Source organism: Amycolatopsis solani, from assembly GCF_033441515.1.
GTDB lineage: Bacteria > Actinomycetota > Actinomycetes > Mycobacteriales > Pseudonocardiaceae > Amycolatopsis > Amycolatopsis solani.
Window position 1 is genome coordinate 200,620 of record NZ_JAWQJT010000003.1, and the last position, 20,826, is coordinate 221,445.

Annotated in this window: 4 protein-coding genes and 1 pseudogene (1 of these 5 only partly in view); 2 read left to right on the forward strand and 3 right to left on the reverse strand. The window is 74.8% G+C overall.

Annotated features, from left to right (window positions below; all coding sequences use genetic code 11):
• Window positions 1–12,489, reverse strand: the beginning of a protein-coding gene (locus SD460_RS34025; RefSeq protein ID WP_318307274.1) for an SDR family NAD(P)-dependent oxidoreductase. It extends 14,736 nt beyond the left edge of the window; only the first 12,489 of its 27,225 coding nucleotides appear in the window; the start codon lies at window positions 12,487–12,489; the stop codon falls past the left edge of the window.
• Between the two features lie 603 nt (window positions 12,490–13,092).
• On the opposite strand from SD460_RS34025, the gene SD460_RS34030 reads away from it, so the two are divergent.
• Window positions 13,093–13,872, forward strand: a complete 780-nt coding sequence (locus SD460_RS34030) for a DUF2306 domain-containing protein (protein WP_290060713.1) — start codon at window positions 13,093–13,095, stop codon at window positions 13,870–13,872.
• Between the two features lie 106 nt (window positions 13,873–13,978).
• Window positions 13,979–14,164 (forward strand): hypothetical protein, encoded by a 186-nt coding sequence (locus tag SD460_RS34035; protein WP_290060715.1) that lies wholly within the window; start codon window positions 13,979–13,981, stop codon window positions 14,162–14,164.
• Between the two features lie 107 nt (window positions 14,165–14,271).
• Here SD460_RS34035 and SD460_RS34040 read toward each other — a convergent pair whose 3' ends face one another.
• Together SD460_RS34040 and SD460_RS34045 are read right to left on the reverse strand one after the other, a co-directional pair.
• On the reverse strand, window positions 14,272–14,682 hold the full coding sequence (locus tag SD460_RS34040) for a DUF6892 domain-containing protein (protein ID WP_290060717.1): 411 nt from the start codon (window positions 14,680–14,682) through the stop codon (window positions 14,272–14,274).
• Between the two features lie 10 nt (window positions 14,683–14,692).
• A pseudogene (locus tag SD460_RS34045) lies at window positions 14,693–20,824 on the reverse strand (type I polyketide synthase); the annotation flags it as partial.
• Window positions 20,825–20,826: the final 2 nt, after the last annotated feature.

Below are 20,826 nucleotides of genomic sequence, written 5' to 3' on the forward strand. Positions count from 1 at the left end.
GTCGAACACCAGGGTGCTCGGCAGGCGCAGCCCGGTGGCGGCGGCGAGGCGGTTGCGCAGGTCGACGCCGCTGAGCGAGTCGAAACCGAGGTCGGAGAAAGCGCGGGCGGGGTCGATCGCGGCGGCGTCGGCGTGGCCGAGTGCGAGCGCGACGTGCGTGGCCACCAGTCCGGCGAGGGCCTCGGCGCGCTCGGGTGCGGGCAGCGGCGCGAGGGTGCGGGTCAGGTCGACGGCCTGCGCGGACCCGGCGGCGGCGCGGCGGCGGCCGGGCCGGACCAGGCCGCGTAGGACGTGCGGGACCTCCGGCTGCCGTCGCACGGCGGCGAGGTCGAGCGGCAGCGGGAGCAGCGCGGGATCACCGGCGCCGCGGGCGGCGTCGAACAGGGCGAGCCCCGCGTCGAGGGTGACCGGCGGCAGCCCGGCTTCGGCGAGCCGCCGGAGGTCCACTTCGGACAGCGTCGACGTCATGCCGCTGCCGGATTCCCACGGGCCCCAGCCGAGGGACACGGTGTGCGGGCGGTGGCGGGCGAGCGCGTCGAGGAAAGCGTTTGCGGCGGCGTAGTTCGCCTGGCCGGCGCCGCCGAACGTGCCGACGACGGAGGAGAAGAAGATCAGCTCGGTGCCGGGGCCGGTGAGCTCGTGGAGGTACCAGGCGCCGTCGGCCTTGGCGCGCAGGACGGTTTCGAAGCGTTCCGGGGTGAGCGCGGCGAGGGTGCCGTCGTCGAGGACGCCGGCGGCGTGCACGACGGTGGTGATCTCGCGGCCGTGGAGGAGCCGTTCGAGGGCGGCACGGTCGCCGACGTCGCAGGCGGCCACCTCGACGCGATCGCCGAGCTCGGCGAGGAGGGCGGGGTCGGCGACGCCGGAGCGGCTGACGAGCAGCAGGTCGCGGCCGCGGGCGGCGAGGTGGCGGGCGACGGCGCTGCCGAGACCACCGGTGCCGCCGGTGATGAGGACGGTGCCTTCGCGCTCGGCGGGTTCGGCCGGGGGTTCGGTGACGCGGGCGAGGCGGGCGGCGAGGAGGCGGCCGCCGTCGATCTTCAGGACGGGTTCGTCCCCGGCGACGACCGGGTCGAGGGAACCATCGGTCTCGACGAGCACGAACCGGCCCGGGTGCTCGGCTTGGGCGGCGCGCACGAGCCCCCCGGCGGCGGCCGCGACCGGGTCGGCGGCGGGGATGACGACGACCAGGGTGCGATCGTGGGTGAGGGCGGCCTGGAGTTCGGTCAGGACGTGGGTGGTGACCTCGCGCAGGGAGCGGGGGACGTCGGTCAGGTCACCGGTGATGGTGAGGACGTCGGCTGGGATCGGCTGGGGTGTGACCGGGGTCCAGTCGAGGCGCAGGAGCGGTTGCGGGGTCTTGGCCGCGCCGGGGCGGCGGAGGACGAGGCGCTCGATGGAGACGACGGGGTTGCCGGCGGGGTCGGTGGCGGTGAGCCGGAGCCCGCCGTCGGCCGGGGTCAGCCGGACGCGGAGGGCGGCGGCGCCGGTGGCGTGGAGGGTGATGCCGTGCCAGGAGAAGGGGACGCTGCCGGTGAGGGCGGGGTCGAGCAGGGAGACGAGCCGGAGGGTGGCGTCGAAGAGGGCGGGGTGTAGGCCGTAGGCGGAGGCTTCGGGGCGCTGGGGGCCGGTTAGGGCGACTTCGGCGAAGATCTCGTGGTCGCGGCGCCAGGCGATGGTGGGTCCGGGGAAGGCGGGACCGTAGCCCAGGCCGTCGGCGGCCAGGCGGTCGGTGAGGTCGGTGAGGCCGAGGGGTTCGGCGCCGACGGGGGGCCAGGTGTCGGCGGAGGTCGAGCCGACCGCGGCGGACAACGCGGCCGAGCCGGGCACGGCGGCCCTACCTGCAGCGCCGGGTGCGCCGGGCACCGCCGCCGAGCTGGCAAGGCCGGCAGCGGCGGCCGAGCCGGACACAGCGGCCCCACCGGGGGCGCCGGCAGCGCCGGGTGCCGCGGCCGAGCCGGTCGCGGGCGTGGCAAGCGCCGCCGCCGGGACGGAATCCTCATCCAGGGCCACCTCCGGCACCAGGCGGCCGGTCGCGTGGCGGACCCACGGGTCGTCCGTGCCCTCGGGGCGCGAAGACACCGTGACCTCTCGCGCACCCTCCTCGTCCGCGGTGGACAACCGCACCTGGAGGTGGCGGTCCTCCGCCAACGCCAGCGGGGACTCGATCGTCAGCTCCTCGACTGCGAGGTCCACGCCCGCCGCCAGGGCGAGCTCGGCGAACGCCGTGCCGGGGAGGACCGGGGTGCCGTGGACCTCGTGGTCCGCCAGCCAGGGCTGGGTCGCCGTCGTGAGGAGGCTGGTCCGGACTACGCCGCCGTCGGTCAAGTCCAGAGCCGGGCCCAGGAGGGGGTGGCCGGGGGCCGAGGGCCAGAAGCGCTGGTGCTGGAACGGGTACGTCGGCAGGTCGGTCACCCGCGCGCCGGAGCCCGCGAACCACGCCGGCCAGTCCACTGTGGACCCGGCGACGTGCAGGCGGCCCAGCGCCTCGAGGATCGACACCGGCTCCGGGCGGTCGCGGCGCAGGACCGGCGTGACCACCGCCGCCGGGTCGTCGAGCAGGGCGGACAGGACCGCGGCCGGGCCGATCTCCGCGAACCTCGTCACGCCAGCTTCGCGCAACGAGCCGAGCGCGTCGGCGAACCGGACCGTTGCGCGCACGTGATCAACCCAGTACTCCGGGGACGTCACGTCGCCCGCCGCGATCAGCGGGATCTGCGGCGGCGCGAACGACAATTCCGCCACCACCGCGCGGAACTCCGCCAGCATCGGATCCATCAAGGACGAATGGAACGCGTGCGACACCTTCAGCCGCTTGGACTTTCCGAACCGAGCAGCCACGGAGAGGACCGCCGCTTCGACGCCGGAGACCACCACGGACCGCGGGCCGTTCACCGCGGCGAGGTCGGCGCCGTCGATCAGCTCGGCACGGACGTCCTCTTCGGACGCTTCGATCGCCACCATCGCCCCGCCGCGCGGCAGGGCCTGCATCAGCCGGCCGCGCGCGGACACCAGGGTGACCGCGTCGGCCAGGGACAGCACCCCGGCCACGTGCGCGGCCGCGATCTCCCCCACCGAGTGCCCGGCCACGAAGTCCGGGCGCACGCCCCACGACGCCAGCAGGCGGGACAGTGCCACTTCGATCGCGAACAACGCCGGTTGCGCGACGCCGGTTGCGGCCAGCGCCTCGGCGTCGGCCCCCCACACGACCGCGCGCACCGAATCGTCGAACCCGGCCAAGACCTCGTCGAACGCCGCCGCGAACACCGGGTACTCCGCGGCCAGCTCCCGGCCCATCCCGAGCCGCTGGGCGCCCTGCCCGGTGAACAGGAAGGCCAGCGGTCCCGGGGCCGCGACACCCCGCGCGACCTCGCGCACGCCGTCGGCACCGGCCAGCAGGACCGCGCGGTGCGGGAACCGGGCGCGGGTGGTCGCCAGCGTGAACCCGGCGTCCAGCGGCGCTGGGGAAACCGCGGTGACGCGGGCGATCTGGTCGGTCAGCGCCGCTTCCGAACGCGCCGAGAGCACCCACGGCACCACTGGGCGCTCGGCAGCGGGAACCGGCTCGACGACCGGGGCTTCGATGACGACGTGGGCGTTGGTCCCGCTGATCCCGAACGACGACACACCCGCCCGCCGCGGCCGGTCGGCGGCCGGCCACTCCCGTGCTTCCGCGAGCAGTTCGACGGACCCCGACGCCCAGTCCACATGGGACGACGGTGTCCCCGCCCACAGCGACTTCGGCACGACGCCGTGGCGCATGGCGAGGATCATCTTGATGATGCCGGCGACTCCGGCGGCGGCCTGGGTGTGCCCGATGTTCGACTTCACCGAGCCCAGCAGCAACGGCGTCGAGCGGTCCTGGCCATAGGTCGCCAGCAACGCCTGCGCCTCGATCGGGTCACCCAGCGTGGTCCCGGTGCCGTGGGCTTCGACGACGTCGACGTCCGAAGTGGACAGACCGGACGCCGCCAGCGCAGACAGGATCACCCGCTGCTGCGAAGGACCGTTCGGCGCGGTGAGGCCGTTCGAAGCACCGTCCTGGTTGACCGCCGAACCGCGCAGCACAGCTAAAACCCGGTGTCCATTCCGGACCGCGTCCGACTGCCGCTCCAGCACGAGCAGGCCGACCCCTTCGGACCACCCGGTGCCGTCCGCGTCGTCCGAAAAGGACTTGCAACGGCCGTCACCGGCCAGTCCGCCTTGGCGGGCGAAGTCGACGAACGTCGCCGGGGTCGACATGACCGTGACCCCACCGGCCAGCGCCAGCGAACACTCCCCCGAGCGCAGCGCCTGGGCCGCCCAGTGCAGCGCCACCAGCGACGACGAACACGCCGTGTCCACCGTGACCGCCGGGCCCTCCAGGCCGAGCGCGTACGCGACCCGCCCGGACGCGATACTGCCCGCGGTGCCGTTGACGTCGAAGCCCCGCGCCTCGGGATCCTGTGCGATCGCCGCGTAGTCGTGGTACATCACCCCGGCGAACACGCCGGTGTCCGAGCCCTTCAGCGACGTCGGGTCGATGCCCGCCCGCTCGAACGCCTCCCACGATACTTCCAGGAGCAGCCGCTGCTGCGGGTCGGCGCTGAGCGCGTCCCGCGGGGAAATGCCGAAGAAGTCGGCATCGAACCCGGTGGCCTCGTGCAGGAAGCCCCCGGCGAAGTCCGCGCCGGGGACGTGCCAGCCGCGGTCGGCGGGCATCGGGGTGATGCCGTCGCGGCCCTCGGTCAGCAGCTCCCAGAAGTCCTCCGGCGACGCCACCCCGCCCGGGTACCGGCAGGCCATGCCGACGACGACGATCGGGTCGTCGCCGCGCGGCGCGGCCACCTTGGCCGGCCGCAGCGAAAGGCCGTCTTCGAGGAACGCGGTGACGGCGTCCGGGGTCGGGTGGTCGAACACCAGCGTCGCGGGCAGCCGGCGCCCGGTCGCCTCGGCGAGCCGGTTGCGCAGCTCCACCGACGTCAGGGAATCCAGGCCCAGCTCGCGGAACGTCAGCGACGAGTCGACCGACGCCGCGGATGCGTGCCCGAGGACGTTCGCCACCGTCGACACGACCAGCGCGCCGAAGTCGGTCGCCGCGGCGGCCGCGCGGCGCGGGCGCGGCGGGGCCAGGCGGTGGAACACCGGCGGCACGACGTCCAGCGCGCGCAGGGCGGCGCGGTCGACGTGCGCGGCGACGACGGCGGGTTCGGCCCCGGCGAGGGCCGCGTCGAACCAGGCCAGGCCTTCCTCGACCGAGTGCGCCGGCAGCCCGGCGCGGGCCATCCGCCGCAGGCCCGCTTCGGACAGCGTGCCGGTCATGCCGCTCTCGCGCGCCCACGGGCCCCAGGCGATCGCGCGGGCCGGGAGCCCGGCGGCGGCCCGGGTGCGGACCAGGTCGTCGAGGACCGCGTTGGCCGCGGTGTACGCGCCTTGGCCGCCGTTGCCGAGCACGCCGAACACCGACGTGAACACGACGAACGCGGACAGCTCCGGGGCCAGTTCGTGCAGGTGCCAGGCCGCGTCGACCTTCGGGGCGAGCACGCCGGCGAGCCGGGCGGGGGTCAGTGCGTCGAGCACGCCGTCGTCGAGGACCCCGGCGGCGTGCACCACGCCGGTGACGTCGTGCGCGGCCAGCAGTGCGGCGACGGCGTCGCGGTCGGAGACGTCGCACGCGGCCACGTCCACCGCCGCGCCGAGCGCGGTCAGCTCGCCGGCCAGTTCCCGGGCGCCGGGTGCCTCGGCACCGCGGCGACCGGCGAGGACCAGCCGCGTCACGCCGTGGGCCGTCACCAGGTGCCGGGCGACGTGACCGCCGAGGCCACCCGTACCGCCGGTGATCAGGACGGCGCCGGTCCCCCACTCGACCGCACCGGGCTCGCCGGCGGGCACCGGCGCCAGGCGCGGCACCTCGACCCGGCCGTCGCGGACGCGGGCTTCGGTCTCACCGGATGTCGGGAGCGCGGCCAGCTCCGCCGCCGAGGGCACGCCGGACAGCAGGAAGAAGCGGCCCGGCCGTTCCGCCTGCGCCGAGCGGACGAGCCCCTCGACGGCCGCGGCGACCGGGCCGCCGCGGGTGACGAACACCAGGCGCTTGCCGTCCTCGAGGTGCCCGCGCAGGTGGCTCAGCACCGTCGCCGTCACCAGCCGGACGGCGGCCGGGACCGGCAGGCCCACGGCGTCCGGGACCGGCACGAGCAGCACGTCGGCCGACGACGGCACCGCGTGGCGCCCGGCCAGCAGCGCGCCGAGGCCGTCCTCGTCCGCGCCGACGACGGCCCAGGTCAGCTCGGCCGGGGCGCCGAGGTCCTTCCGCGTCCACTCGACGTGCAGCAACGGCGGCGCCGCCGGAGCCGCGTCGGCCGGGGGCCGCAGCACGAGCGACCCGACGGTGGCGACCGGCGCGCCTTCGGGGTCGGTCACGGACAGCGTCACGGTGTCCGGGCCGAGGCGCCGCAGCCGCAGCCGCAGCGCGGACGCGCCCACCGCGTGCAGGCCGACGTCGGACCAGACGAACGGCAGCCGGGCACGCGGGCGCGGGTCGAGCCCGAGGAACGGCACCAGGTGCAGCGCGGCGTCGAACAGGGCCGGGTGCAGCAGGTAGCCGGCCGGGTCGCCGGCTTCCTGGGGCAGCACGAGGTCCGCGCACAGGTCGTCGCCTTCGTGCCAGGCCGCACGCACGCCGCGGAAGGCGGGCCCGTAGGCCAGCCCGGCCGCGGCCAGGGTCGGGTACAGCTCGGCGACGTCGATCTCTTCGCCGCGCTCGCCGTCCGGGAGCACCGGGGCCGCGACGGCCGGGACCAGGCGGCCGGTCGCGTGCTCGGTCCACGGGCCGCCGGCCGCGCGGGAGTGCACGGTGACCGGGCGGCCGCCGTCGTCGGCGCCGACGCGGACCTGCACGGTGACGCCGTCGGCCGGGAGTGGCAGCGGCGCGGTGAGGGTCAGTTCGGCGAGTGCGCCGCAGCCGAGTTCGGCGCCGGCGCGCAACGCGAGTTCGACGAACCCGGTGCCGGGGAACAGGATCCGGTCTTCGACGACGTGCCCCGCCGGCCACGGCAGCGCGTCCGGCGAGACGTGCCCGGTGAGCACGACGCCGTCTTCGCCGGGCAGTTCGACGGCCGCGCCGAGCAACGGGTGGTCCGAGCGGTCGAACGGGCGGGCCGACGGCCGCGCGGTGACCCAGAAGCGTTCGTGCTGGAAGGCATACGTGGGCAGGGCGACGCGGCGGGCGCCGGTGCCGGCGTAGAACGCCGTCCAGTCGAGTTCGGCGCCGAGGACGTGCAAGCGGCCAAGCGCGGTAGCGAACGCCGTCTCTTCCGGCCGGTCCGAGCGCAGCAGCGGCACCGGGGACGCCTCCGGCAGCGTGCGCGCGACCAAACCGGCGAGGGTGCTGTCCGGTCCTATTTCGACGAACGTGCCGATCCCGTTGTCCCGCAACGACTCCAGCGCATCGGCGAAGCGCACGGTGGCGACGACCTGGGCGACCCAGTAGCCCGGATCGGTCAGCTCACCCGGTCCGGCCGGGCGGCCGGTGACCGTCGAGACGACCGGCAGCGTGGGCTCGTGGAACGTCAACCCTTCGGCCACGCGCCGGAAGGCGTCGAGCATCGGCGTCATCAGCGGCGAGTGGAACGCGTGCGACACCGAAAGCCGCCGGGCCTCCTCGAAGGACGCCGCCAGCCGCAGCAACGCGCTCTCTTCCCCGGAGACGACCAGGGATTCGGGCGCGTTGACGGCGGCGATCGCGACGCCGTCGGTGAGCAGCGGCCGGACCTCGGCTTCGGTGGCCTGCAAGGCGATCATCGCGCCGCCTTCGGGCAGCGCCTCCATCAGGCGGCCGCGCGCGACGACGAGCGTGCACGCGTCCGGCAGGTCGAGCACCCCGGCGACGTGCGCCGCGGCCAGCTCGCCGATCGAGTGCCCGGCGACCCGGTCCGCACGCACGCCGAGCGACTCGGCGAGCCGGAACAGCGCGACTTCGAGGGCGAACAGCGCGGGCTGGGCGACGCCGGTGCGGTCGAGTTCGGCCGGGTCTTCGGTGGCGATCGCCGCCGCTACCTCGGCCGGGAAGTGCGCGCAGATCTCCGCGTACGCGGCCGCGAAGGCCGGGAACCGCGCGGCCAGCTCGCGGCCCATGCCGACGCGCTGGGTGCCCTGCCCGGCGAACACCGCGGCGACGGACGGCGCCAGCGCGGGCGCGGTGCCGCTCGCGATCTCGGCCCCGCCCAGCAACACCGCCCGGCGGTCGAACGAAGAACGCGTGGTGAGCAGCGAATGCCCGACGTCGATGGGGTCAGCTTCGAAGTCGCGGAGGCTCTCGACGGCGGCTCGCAACGCGGCTTCGGACTGCGCCGAGACGACCCACGGCACGGCGGCGGCCACGACTTCGCGCGCGGGCTCGGCGATGGCGTCCGCCGGGGCCTGCTCCAGGATCAGGTGCGCGTTCGTCCCGCTGATGCCGAACGACGACACGGCCGCGCGGCGCGGCCGTCCGGCGTCCGGCCACTCGCGGGCCGCGGTGACGAGGTCGACCGCGCCCGCCGTCCAGTCCACATGGGACGACGGCGTTTCGGCGTGCAGGGTGCGGGGAACGACGCCGTGCCGCATCGCCGCGATCATCTTGATGACGCCGGCGATCCCGGCCGCGGCCTGCGTGTGCCCGATGTTCGACTTGATCGAGCCGAGCAGCAGCGGTGTTTCCCGCTCCTGCCCGTAGACGGCGAGCGCGGCGCGCGCTTCGATCGGGTCGCCGAGCCGGGTGCCGGTGCCGTGCGCTTCGAGGACGTCGACGTCGGCGGGCGCGAGACCGGCGTCGCCGAGTGCCTCGCGGAGCACGCGCTGCTGCGCCGGGCCGCTGGGCGCGGTGAGGCCGTTGGACGCGCCGTCGGAGTTGACCGCGGAGCCGCGCACGATCGCGAGGACGTCGTGGCCGAGCTCGCGAGCGCGCGAAAGCCGTTCGACGACGACCATGCCGACGCCCTCGGCCCAGCCGGTGCCGTCCGCGCCGTCGCCGAACGCCTTGCAGCGCCCATCTTCCGACAGGCCGCCCTGCTTGGCGAACTCGACGAAGATGCCCGGCTCGGCCATCACCGTCACGCCACCGGCGATGGCCAGCGCCGTCTCGCCCGAGCGCACCGAGCGGACGGCCAGGTGCAGCGCGACCAGCGACGAGGAGCACGCCGTGTCCACGGTGACGGCCGGACCGCCGGTGCCGAGCACGTAGGCGACCCGGCCGGAGACCAGGCTCGGCGAGGTGCCGGTGAGCACGTACCCCTCGGCGTCGCCGGTGCCTTCGGCCAGCCGCGGCCCGTAGTCCTGCGCGGTGGCGCCGACGAACACGCCGGTCCGGGTGCCGCGCAGCGACGACGGCGCGATGCCGGCGCGCTCCAGGGTCTCCCAGACGACTTCGAGCACCAGCCGCTGCTGGGGTTCCATCGCCTGCGCTTCCCGCGGCGAAATGCCGAACAGGCCGGCGTCGAACCCGGCGACGTCGGCGAGGAACCCGCCCGGCCGTCCGGTGCCGAGCACCGACGCGGGCCAGCCGCGGTCGGCGGGCATCGCGGTGATCGCGTCCACTTCGGACTCGACGAGCTGCCAGAGTTCTTCGGGGGAACCGGCTCCGCCCGGGTAGCGGCAGCCGAGGCCGACGATGACGACGGGGTCGGCGTCGCCGGACGAGGTGATCCCGGGTGCGGTCACCGGCGCGGCGCCGGCGAGGTGCTCGGCGAGCGCGCGGGCGGTCGGGTGGTCGAACAGCGCGGTCGTGGCCAGCGTGCGGCCGGTGGCGGTGCCGAGCCGGACCGCGAGGTCGACGTTCATCGCCGAGTCGAAGCCCAGTTCGCGGAAGGACGTCGTGGGGTCGACCGCGGTGCCGAGGACCGCGGCGGCTTCGGCGGTGACGAGCTTCAGCAGGTCGCGGTCGACGGGGGCGGCCGCGGGTTTCGGTTCGGGCGCGTCGAACCAGTGGCGTTCGCGGTCGAAGGCGTAGGTCGGCAGGTCGAGCGGGCGGCCGCCGCCGGTGAGCTTCGTCCAGTCGACGTCGATGCCGTGGACGTGCAGCTCGGCCAGCGCCGCGACGGCGCCGAAGTCCTCGGGGCGCCGCGACCGCGAAGACCGCACGGCCACCGCGTCGCCGCCCAGGCCGGCGCGGACCAGCGAGGTGAGGGTGCCGTCCGGGCCCAGTTCGAGGAACGCCGTGATCCCCTGGCGGGACAACGCGGTGACGGCGTCGGCGAAGCGGACGGTGTCGCGGGCTTGGCGGACCCAGTACTCGGGGTCGCCCAGCTGGGCCTGGCGGATCTCGCGGCCGGTCACCGTCGAGACGATCGGCCGACGCGGCGCGCGCAGGTCGAGCTGCTCGACGACCCGGCGGTACTCGGCCAGCATCGGGTCCATCAGCGGCGAGTGGAACGCGTGCGAGACGGCCAGGCGGCTGACCTTGCGGCCCTCGGCCTCGAACCGGGCGGCCAGCGCCAGCACCGGCTCCTCCGGGCCGGCGAGCACGACGTGCGCGGGCCCGTTGACCGCGGCGAGCACGACCCCGTCGCCCAGCAGCGGCTCGACCTCGGCCGCGGCGGCGCGGACCGACACCATCGCGCCGCCCGGCGGCAGCGAGCCCATCAGCCGGCCGCGGGCAGTGACCAGCACGCAGGCGTCGTCGAGGGACAGCACGCCGGCGACGTGGGCGGCGGCGATCTCGCCGACCGAGTGCCCGGCGACGTACGCCGGCTCGACGCCCCACGAGGCGAACAGCCGGTACAGCGCGACTTCGTAGGCGAACAGCGCGGGCTGGGTGTGCCCGGTTTCGTCGAGCACGGCGGCGTCGGCCGAACCCGGCTCGGCGAACAGCACGTCCCGCAGCGGGCGTTCGGTGTCGCAGCGCGCGCAGATCTCGTCGAGCGCCTCGGCGAACACCGGGAACCGCTCGTACAGCTCGCGGCCCATGCCGGGCCGCTGGGCGCCCTGGCCGGGGAAGAGGATGGCGAGGCGGTGCTCGCCCGCCGTCCCGGAGACGACGTCGGCCGAGGGCTCACCGGCGGCGAGCGCGGGCAGGGCGGCGGGGTCGAGCACGACGGCCCGGTGCGGGAACGCGCTGCGCGTGGTGGCCAGGGAGTGCGCGATGTCGAGCGGATCGGCGTCGCGCCCGGTCAGGGCTTCGGCTTGGCCGCGCAGGGCGCGCGGGGTGCGGGCGGAGAGCACCCAGGGGGCTGATCCGGTTTTCGGGCGGGGCGGCTGGGTCGTCCTCGGTACGGCGGAGAGGACGAGGTGGCAGTTCGTGCCGCCCATGCCGAACGACGAGACCCCGGCGTAGGTGTTTTCCGGCCAGGGAAGAGGTTCGCGGGCGACGCGCAGGCGCCAGTCGTCGAACCGGATGGCCGGGTTGGGGTGCTCGTGGTTGCGGCTGGGCGGGACCTCGCCGTGAGCCAGCGAGAGCGCGACCTTCAGCAGGCCCGCGATGCCGGCGGCGCCTTCGAGGTGGCCGATGTTCGTCTTGACCGAACCGACCCACAGCGGGTCTTCGCCGCGGCCGGGCGCGAACACGGCCCCGAGCGCGGCGGCTTCGAGCGGGTCGCCGACGCGGGTGCCGGTGCCGTGCAGCTCGACGTACCGGACGGCTTCGGCGGGGATGTCCGCGCGGCGCAGCGCGGCCCGGATGACCGCTTCCTGGGCGTCGGCGCTGGGCGTGGTGAGGGTTTCGCTGAAGCCGTCGTTGTTGACCGCGCCGCCTTCGATGACGCAGTGGACGCGATCGCCGTCCCGCAGCGCGGCGGCGAGGGGCTTGAGGACGACGAAGCCGCCGCCCTCGCCGCGGACGTAACCGTTGGCGCGTGCGTCGAAGGTGTAGCAGCGGCCGTCGGGCGAGAGCCCGCCGAACCGGTCGGCGGCGATCGTGCTCTCCGGGGCCAGGTTCAGCTGGACGCCGCCGGCCAGCGCCAGCTCGGCCTCACCGCTGCGCAGGGCTTCGCAGGCGAGGTGCACGGCGACCAGCGACGACGACTGCCCGGTGTCCACCGACAGGCTCGGCCCGCGCAGACCGAAGGCGTAGGAGATCCGGTTGGCGACGACCGCGCGGCTCTGCCCGGTGAGCGTGTGGTGCCCGATCGCGTTCGCGCCGCGCTGCTTGAGCAGGGTGGCGTAGTCGTCCGCGCTCGCGCCGACGAAGACGCCGGTCGAGGAGCCTTCGAGGGTTTTCGGGACGATCCGCGCGTCTTCGAGGGCTTCCCAGCCGAGCTCGAGGGCGAGGCGCTGCTGCGGGTCCATGGTCGCGGCTTCGCGGGCGGGGATGCCGAAGAACGCGGCGTCGAAGGTGTCCACATCGGACACGAACCCGCCGCGGCGAGTCCCGGGCGGCACATCGGCGCGGCGGTCCGGCGGGACGTCGCCGGTGCCGTCGGCGCCTTCGCGCAACAGGGTCCAGAAGGCGCCGGGCGCGGGCGCCGCGGGCAGGCGGCAGGCCAGGCCCACGATCGCGACGGCACCTTCGCGGACAACGTGCTCGGCTCGATCCACCGCGGCGCTCCCAGTGATCCGGTTCGGGCGGGCGCCCGCCGCCTCGCGACGCGGGAGCCACCGCCGGGGTTTCAGGTTTCGGGTTTCGGACTTCGGGTTTCAGGTCGAAGGCGACTATGCCGCCGTCCGGCCCGGTTTTTCCCCAGAGATCGCGTGGGTTGCGGGTGGCCGGACGACAGGAATGAGTCATTCACTGCGTCCGGCGACAGGAATGAGTCATTCACTACGTTCGGCGGGGGTGGGTGGCGGGGGCGGGAGCGGGCCGACGGGGGCCTAACCACGCCGGCGCTGGTCGCGCGGCGGCGAGTGGCGGCGGCAAGTGGCGGCGGTGTCGCGAATGACTCATTCGGGACCTCGGAGGTCCCGAATGAGTCATTCGCGACCTCCGGGGGCGATGCGGGCGGGCAGCGGGGCAGACCAGGACGGGCCGGGCCGGGCGCCGGGCGGAGACAGCCGGGCGGGGCGCGGCCGGGGCGGGGCGGGCCGGGGCGGGGCAGGGGCGGGACGGGCCGGGGCGGGGCGGGGCGGGGGTCAAGTCTGCGGTTTTCCGTGGTTTCCCGGCGGCATGCTCTTCGCGCCGGATGTCCCGAAGGAAGGCAGGCCATGGCAAGCATCGGACGGGCGTTGAGACGCCCCTGGATCGTCCCCTTCTACTTCCTGGTGTTCGGGTTCCTGGCGTTCCGGCTGCCCAACTACCTGGGCTTCGACCCGAGCAAGTCGACCGCGGCGACTCGCCTCGACCTGCCGTTCTACTACCCGCTGCTGGTGGCGCACATCGTCTTCGGGTCGGTGGCGTTCGTGACGGCGTCGATCCAGGTCTGGCCGTGGCTGCGCAACCGCAAGCCGAAGCTGCACCGGATCTCCGGGCGGATCTACGTGCTCGGCGGTGCGCTGCCGGCCGGGCTCGCGATTCTCACGATCACGCCGTTCCTCACGCACGGCGCGGGCCAGAAGGCGGGCAACGCGCTGCTGGGCCTGCTGTGGCTGGGCACGACGATCGTCGGGTTCCGCCGGGCGCGGCAGGGGCGGATCGTCGAGCACCGCGAGTGGATGCTGCGCAGCTTCGCGCTGTGCTTCTCGATCCTGGCGTCCCGCTTCTGGCTGGGCCCGGCGATCCTGTGGCTGGAGCCCGAGGTCTTCACCATGGGCGTCGACGGCCCGCCGGCGGTGCAGGACCAGGTGTCCACGCTGACGTCGTGGGTGCCGTGGGTGGTGAACCTGCTGATCGCGGAGTGGTTCAACCACCGCGCCCGCTACAAGGCACTGGGCCGACAGGCGGCCAAGCGCGCGGCGGCGAAGGTCGCGGTGCCGGTCGAGCCGGCCCTGCCTGCGGACACGAAGACCCCGGTCCTGGAGCGCCCCACCCCCGACCCCGTCCCCTAGTCTCGCGGCTGCCTTCCCGCGGCGGAGGAACCCCGGCACGACCCCAGGTGCCGGGGTTTCTCCGCGTTCAATCCAAGGGGACGAAGTCGCCGGCGGGCCGGGTGGCGTGCGTGGAGGCGCTGGTCAGGACGCGCCTTCGCACGATCCGGACGTAGGCGCCGTCCAGGGGGAAGACGAGCACGAACTTCCGCCCGTCGTGCCCGCGCAGGACGCGCCCCTCGGCCAGGTTGGTCAGGAACTCGACGATGTCGCGTTCGACTTCGGCCGCGTGGTCGCGCTGCCCGTCCAGTGAGATGTCGTAGGTGGCGCGCCGGCCGGCCGCTCAGCCGCCACTTCGACGAGGCGCCGATCTCGTCGATGACCGCCGCGCCCGGGAACTCGCGGAGGAAGTCCAGCACGTCAGTCCGCCGCGATGCCGCGCGCCGCCAGTTCCGCCTGCAGCTCACGGCCCAGGAACTCCGAGCCGAGCACCCGGCGCAGGTTCGGGAGCAGCGCCAGGTCCGCCAGCGATCCGATGTCGAACAGGGCGTCCTCGCCGTCCCAGACCGGGGCGCACTCCTGGTAGACGCGCAGGCCGCCGTCCATCACCAGTTCGTCCACCGTCGCCAGCAGGGCCGGGGCGATCTCCAAGGCCGAGAAGTACGCCCGCGCTTCCGGCAGGACCTGGTAGGCCAGGCCCCGGTCGTACGCGTACTGCCACGGGTCGTCCGACGGCAGGACGTCGGCGATGCGGAACGGCGGGGCCAGCACCTCGTCGTCGTACATCAGCTTCTCGACGACGACCAGCTTGAAGTTGAAGTCCTGGAACACGCCCCGCACGCTAGCCGACCGGCGGGAGCCAGGCCCGCACCGCCGCGACCGCCTCCGCGATGTGCTCCTCGACGATCGTGAAGTGGTTGCCCGGCACGTCGGCCACCGTGTCCGCGTGGGCCCACGCCGAACGCCAGTCCACCGACTCCTGCGCCGCGACGATCGGCTCGGACGCGCGGACCAGCAGCGTCGGGCACGGCAGCGGCCCCAGCTCCCAGCCCTCCATCAGGTCGAAGCACCACGCCATCGCCGACAGGCCCGCGCTCGTCACCTCGGTGTACTGCTGGTTGCGCTTGTACAGCCCCTGCATCAGGCCACCGCCGGCACTGGACACGAACTCGCTGTCCACCGCGTACGGGTCCAGCAGCGCGACGCCGGCCGGGGGCGTGCCGCGGCGACACAGCTCGGTCGCGATCGCGTGCACCAGCAGGCCGCCGGTGGACACGCCGAGCACGATCGCCGGTTCGCCGCCGGTGTACGCCGTGATCGCGTCGGCCTCCGCCTCGACCAGCGCCTGGCGGTCGGCCGGGAGTGCTTCGCCGTCGGTGAAGCCCGGGATGGGGACCGCCGAGACGTCGTGGCGGCCGCGGCAGGACGCCGCGAACAGCGAGTACTGCTGCACCCCCGCCATCGCCACCAGCGCCGGGACGCAGATCAGGTGCGGCCCCGGCTCGGCGTCCGGGGATCGGCGCGCGAGCCGCAGCGGGCGGATCGGGCGGGTCAGCTCCTCGGACGTGCGGAACTTCGGGCGCAACGTCGCCGCCGCACGCAGGAACGCGATCGCGTCCGCCTGCTGCCCGGCCTTGAGCGCCTCGGTGAACAGGCCCGCGATCGTCTCCGGGGCCTGCACGGATACCGTCGTCGTGACCTCGCCGGACGCCGGTTCGGTGGCCAGCTCCCCCGCCAGGTGCGCGGCCAGCTCTTCCGGGGTCGGGTGGTCGAACACCACGCCGACCTGCAGGATCAGGCCGGTCGCGGTCTGCAGGCGGTTGCGCAGGTCCATCGCGGTCAGCGAGTCGAAGCCCAGTTCGGGGAAGCTCCCGTCGGCCGGCACGGCGGCGGCGCTGGGGTGCCCGAGCACCGCAGCGGCCAGGCCGCGGACCAGTTCCAGCACCGCCGCCGGCCGGTCGCCGGAGGGCAGCCCCGCGTACGTCCGGGCGAACGAGCCCGTGTCCTGTTCCGCCGTGGCCGCCGAGCGGCGGGACGGCGGCGGCAGCAGCGCGTGCATCATCGGCGGCACTTCGCCGGCCGCGCGCATCGCGGCGAGGTCGAGCCGGATGGCCGCGAGCACCGGCTCTGCCGGGCGGGCCACCGCGGCGTCGAACAGGGCCACGCCCTGCTCGGCCGTGAGCGCCAGTGCTCCCCCGCGTTCCTGACGGCGGCGGCTCGTTTCGTCGAGCCGGGCGGCCATCACGCTGCCGTCCCCGGCCCAGGTGCCCCACGCGATCGACGTCCCGGGCAGGCCGAGACCACGCCGATGCCGGGCGAGGGCGTCGAGGAAAGCGTTTGCGGCCGCGTAGTTGCCCTGCCCGGCGGTGCCCGCGAGCCCGGCGAACGACGAGAACAGCACGAACGCCGTCAGTTCGCGGTCGCGGGTCAGTTCGTGCAGGTGCCAGGCCGCGTCGAGCTTCGGCGCGAACACCGTGTCGAGCTTCTTCGGGGTCAAGGACCCCAGGACGCCGTCCTCCAGCGCCCCGGCGGTGTGCACGACCGCGCGCACCGACGGCTCCGCGGCGAGCAACCGGGCCAGACTGTCCCGATCGGACACATCGCAGGCGCGGATGTCCACAGTGGCGTCCAGCCCGTCGGCGAACTCCGCCGCCCCGGGGGCGTCCGGGCCGCTGCGGCTGACCAGCAACAGTTCGCGGACGCCGTGCTCGGCGACCAGGTGCCGGGCGACCGTCCGGGCCAGCGCCCCGGTGCCGCCAGTGACGAGCACCTTGCCCGCCGTCCAGTCCACAGTGGATTCCTCGCCGCGCACGCGGGTCAGCCGGCCGACGTGCGGGACGCCGTCGCGCAGCACGACCTGCGGTTCGCCCGAGGCGAGCAGGCCGGGCAGCAGCGGCAGCAGGTCGCGGATGGACTGGTCGCCCTCGCGTTCGAGGTCGGCCAGCACGATCCGGCCGGGGTTCTCGGTCTGTGCCGAGCGCAGCAGGCCCCACGCCGTCGCGCCGGCCAGCGCGTCTTCGGTCGCGCCGCGGGTGACGAACACCAGCCGCGTGGTGCGCAGCCGGTCCTCCTCGAGGAACGCCTGGACCTCGCCCAGCACCCATTTCGTCAGGTCGCGGGCGGCCTCGCGGTCGTTCTCCGGCCGCACCGGCACCAGCGGCACGAGGATCACCTGGGGCGCGGGCAGGCCGTCGTCGAGGGCCCGGGACAGCGCGCCGAGGCCGAGGAACGTCTCGACCGCGCGGCCGAGGGTGTAGACCGCGCCGGTCAGCCCGAACTCGTCGGCGCCTGCGACGACCCACGTGCCGTCGGCCAGCCGGCCGGGCTCCGGGGCGGGAACCGGCTGCCACTCCCAGCGGAACAGGCTGTCGCCGTACGCCGGAGCGGTCTCGATGGGCCCCGCCGAACGCAGCAGCAGCGAGCCGACGGACACGATCGGCGTGCCGGTGGTGTCGGCGAGGTCGACGCGGACGCTGTCGGCCCCGGCCGGGCTGATCCGCACCCGGGCCCGGGACGCGCCGACCGCGTACAGCTCGACGTCGGTCCACGAGAACGGCAGCCGGCTGCGGCCCTCGCCGGTGAACGACGCCGCGTGCAGGGCCGCGTCGAGCAGCGCGGGGTGCAGGGCGCACGCCGCCGCTTCGGCGCGGTTGGCTTCGGGCAGCGCGACTTCGGCGTAGACGTCTTCGCCGTGCCGCCAGGCCTTTTCGAGGCCGCGGAAGAGCGGGCCGTAGCCGAAACCGTTTTCGGCCGCCGTTTCGTAGAACCCGGTCAGGTCGATCGGCGCGGCCCCGGCGGGTGGCCACTCGGCGGGGAACTCCCCCGGCTCGGGCACGTCGCCGGCGCGCAGAACGCCGGTGGCGTGGCAGGTCCACGGCTCGTCGCCGGCGTCGGGCCGGGCGTAGACGGACAGCGTGCGGCGGCCGGCCGGGGTCAGCGGGCCGAGCACGACCTGCGTCCGCACGGCCTGCCCGGGCGCGACGACCAGCGGCACGGCCAGGGTCAGCTCGTCGACGACCGGGCAGCCGGCCTCGTCGCCGGCGCGGACGGCCAGCTCCAGGAACGCGGTGCCGGGCAGCAGGACCGCGCCGCCGAAGGTGTGCTCGGCCAGCCACGGGTGCGTCGGCACGGCCAGCCGCGAGGTGAACAGGAAGCCTTCGGTGTCGGGCAGCGCCGTCACCGCGCCGAGCAGGGGGTGGTCGGCGGCGGCGAGGCCGAGCGCGGTGATGTCGCCGGTCGCCCGCATCGCGGTGCGGGGCCAGAAATCGGTGCGCTGGAACGGGTACGTCGGCAGGGCGACGCGCTCGCCGTCGGGCGGGACGGCGAGGGTCCAGTCGACGTCCGCGCCGCGGGCGAAGGCGGCGCCGAGCGCGGCCAGGAACCGGTCGGGGCCGCCGTGGCCGAGCAGCAGGGTCGCCGATGCCGTCGCGCCGGTGCCCGACTGCTCCAGCAGCGCCTGCAGGCCGAGGCTGAGCACCGGCTGCGGGCTGATCTCGACGAAGTGGCGAGCGCCGCGCTCGAGGGCGGCGAGGACTCCGGCGTCGAACCGCACGGTGCGTTCCAGGTTGCGGTACCAGTACTCGGCGTCCATTTCGGACCCGTCGAGCCAGCGCTGGTCGGCGGTGGAGAAGAACGGGATCGCGGACTCGCCGGGGTGCAGTTCGCCCAAAACCTCCAGGAGTTCGTCGTGCAGCACGCGCACCTGGGGGCTGTGCGCGGCGAAGTCGACGCCCTCGACGCGCCAGCGCATCAGCCCGGCCGCCGACAGGCGCTTTTCCAGCGTGGTCAGCGCTTCCGGCTCACCGGCGACGGTGACCGTGCGCGGCCCGTTGACCGCGGCGATCGACAGCGTGCCTTCGAAGTCGCCGAGCAGTTCGCCGACTTCGGCCTCCGACGCCATCACCGACAGCAGGCCGCCGTGGCCGGCCAGCCGGTCGCCGATCAGGCGGCTGCGCAGGGTCACGATCCTCGCGGCTTCGGGCAGCGAAAGGACTCCGGCGAAACACGCGGCGGCGATCTCGCCCTGGGAGTGCCCGAGCACCGCGGCGGGCTGGACGCCGTAGGAGCGCCACAGGTGCGCGAGCGACACCATCACCGAGAACAGCACCGGCTGCACGACGTCGACGCGGTCGACCGAAGGCGCGCCTTCGACGCCGGTCAGGACGTCCAGCAGCGACCAGTCGACGTACGGCTTCAGTGCTTCGGCGCACTCTTCGACTCGGGCGCGGAAGACGGGCTGGGTTTCGAGGAGCGCCATCGCCATCTCCGGCCACTGCGAACCCTGGCCGGGAAAGACGAACACCGGGCCGGGCGCGGTGGTCACCGTGCCGGTGGCCACGGCCGGGGCCGGGACGCCGGCGGCGAGCGCGGACAGGCCTTCGCGGAAGGTGGCGTGGTCGGTCCCGGCGACGACGGCGCGGTAGTCGAAGCGGCTGCGGGCCAGCAGCGCGCGGGCGATCCCGGACAGCGGCTGGGTCGGGTGCTCGTCGAGGTGGGCCAGTAGCCGGGAAGCCTGCGCGGCCAGCGCTTCCGGCGACTTCGCCGACAGCACCCACGGGAGCGCGGCCGGTTCCGCGGCGGCCGCGGCTGGCTCGGCGGGCGGTGCTTGTTCGAGGACGACGTGCGCGTTGGTCCCGCTGACGCCGAAGGACGACACGGCGGCCCGGCGCGGGGCCCCGGTGCGCGGCCACGGCCGGGGTTCGGTGAGCAGCTCGACGTCACCGGCGGTCCAGTCGATCTTCGTCGACGGCTGCTCGGCGTGGAGGGTGCGCGGCAGGACGCCGTTGCGCATGGCGAGGATCATCTTCAGCACGCCGCCGACGCCGGCCGCGGCCTGGGTGTGCCCGATGTTCGACTTCAGCGAGCCGAGCCACAGCGGGCGGCCCTCGGGCCGGTCCTGGCCGTAGACGCCGATCAGCGCCTGCGCCTCGATCGGGTCGCCGAGCGAAGTGCCGGTGCCGTGCGCCTCGACGACGTCCACATCGGACGGTGAGAGCTTGGCGTCGGCCAGCGCGGCGCGGATCACGCGTTGCTGCGACGGGCCGTTGGGTGCGGTGAGACCGTTGGACGCGCCGTCGGAGTTGACCGCGGAACCCCGCAGCACGGCGAGGACCTCGTGCCCGTTGCGCCGCGCGTCGGACAGCTTTTCCAGCGCCAGCATGCCGACGCCCTCGGACCAGCCGGTGCCGTCGGCGCCCTCGGCGAACGCGCGGGAGCGGCCGGTCGGTGAGAGCGCGCCCTGGCGGCTGTACTCGATGAACACCATCGGCGTCGACATGATCGCGACGCCGCCGGCGAGCGCCAGGGAACACTCGCCGCGGCGCAGGGCCTGCGCGGCGAGGTGGAGGGTGACCAGCGACGACGAACACGCCGTGTCGACGCTGACCGTCGGGCCTTCGAAGCCGAAGGTGTAGGAGATGCGGCCCGAAGCGACGCTGCCCGCACTGCCGTTGCTCTGGTAGCCTTCCAGGTCTTCGGTGACGCCCTGCAGCGCGATCGCGTAGTCGTTGTACATCACGCCGACGAACACGCCGGTGTCGCTGCCGCGCAGGGAAAGCGGGTCGATGCCCGCGCTTTCGCAGGCCTCCCAAGCGGTTTCGAGCAGCAGCCGCTGCTGCGGGTCGGTGGCCAGCGCCTCGCGCGGGCTCATCCCGAAGAACGCGGCGTCGAACCCGCCGGCGCCGTGCAGGAAGCCGCCCTCGGTGGTCGCCGACGTGCCCGGCCCGCCGACGTCACCGAGCAGGTCGGCCAGCGGCCAGCCGCGGTCGTCCGGGAAGCCGGAGATCGCATCGGTGCCGTCGTCGACCAGCCGCCACAGCCCTTCGGGGGTGTCGACGTCGCCGGGGTAGCGGCAGCTCATGCCGACCACGGCGATCGGCTCGTCGCCCGCGGACTCCGCGGCCACCAGGCGTTCGCGGGTGCGCTGCAGGTCGGCGGTCACCCGGCGGAGGTAGTCGAGGAGCTCGGCTTCGGTCG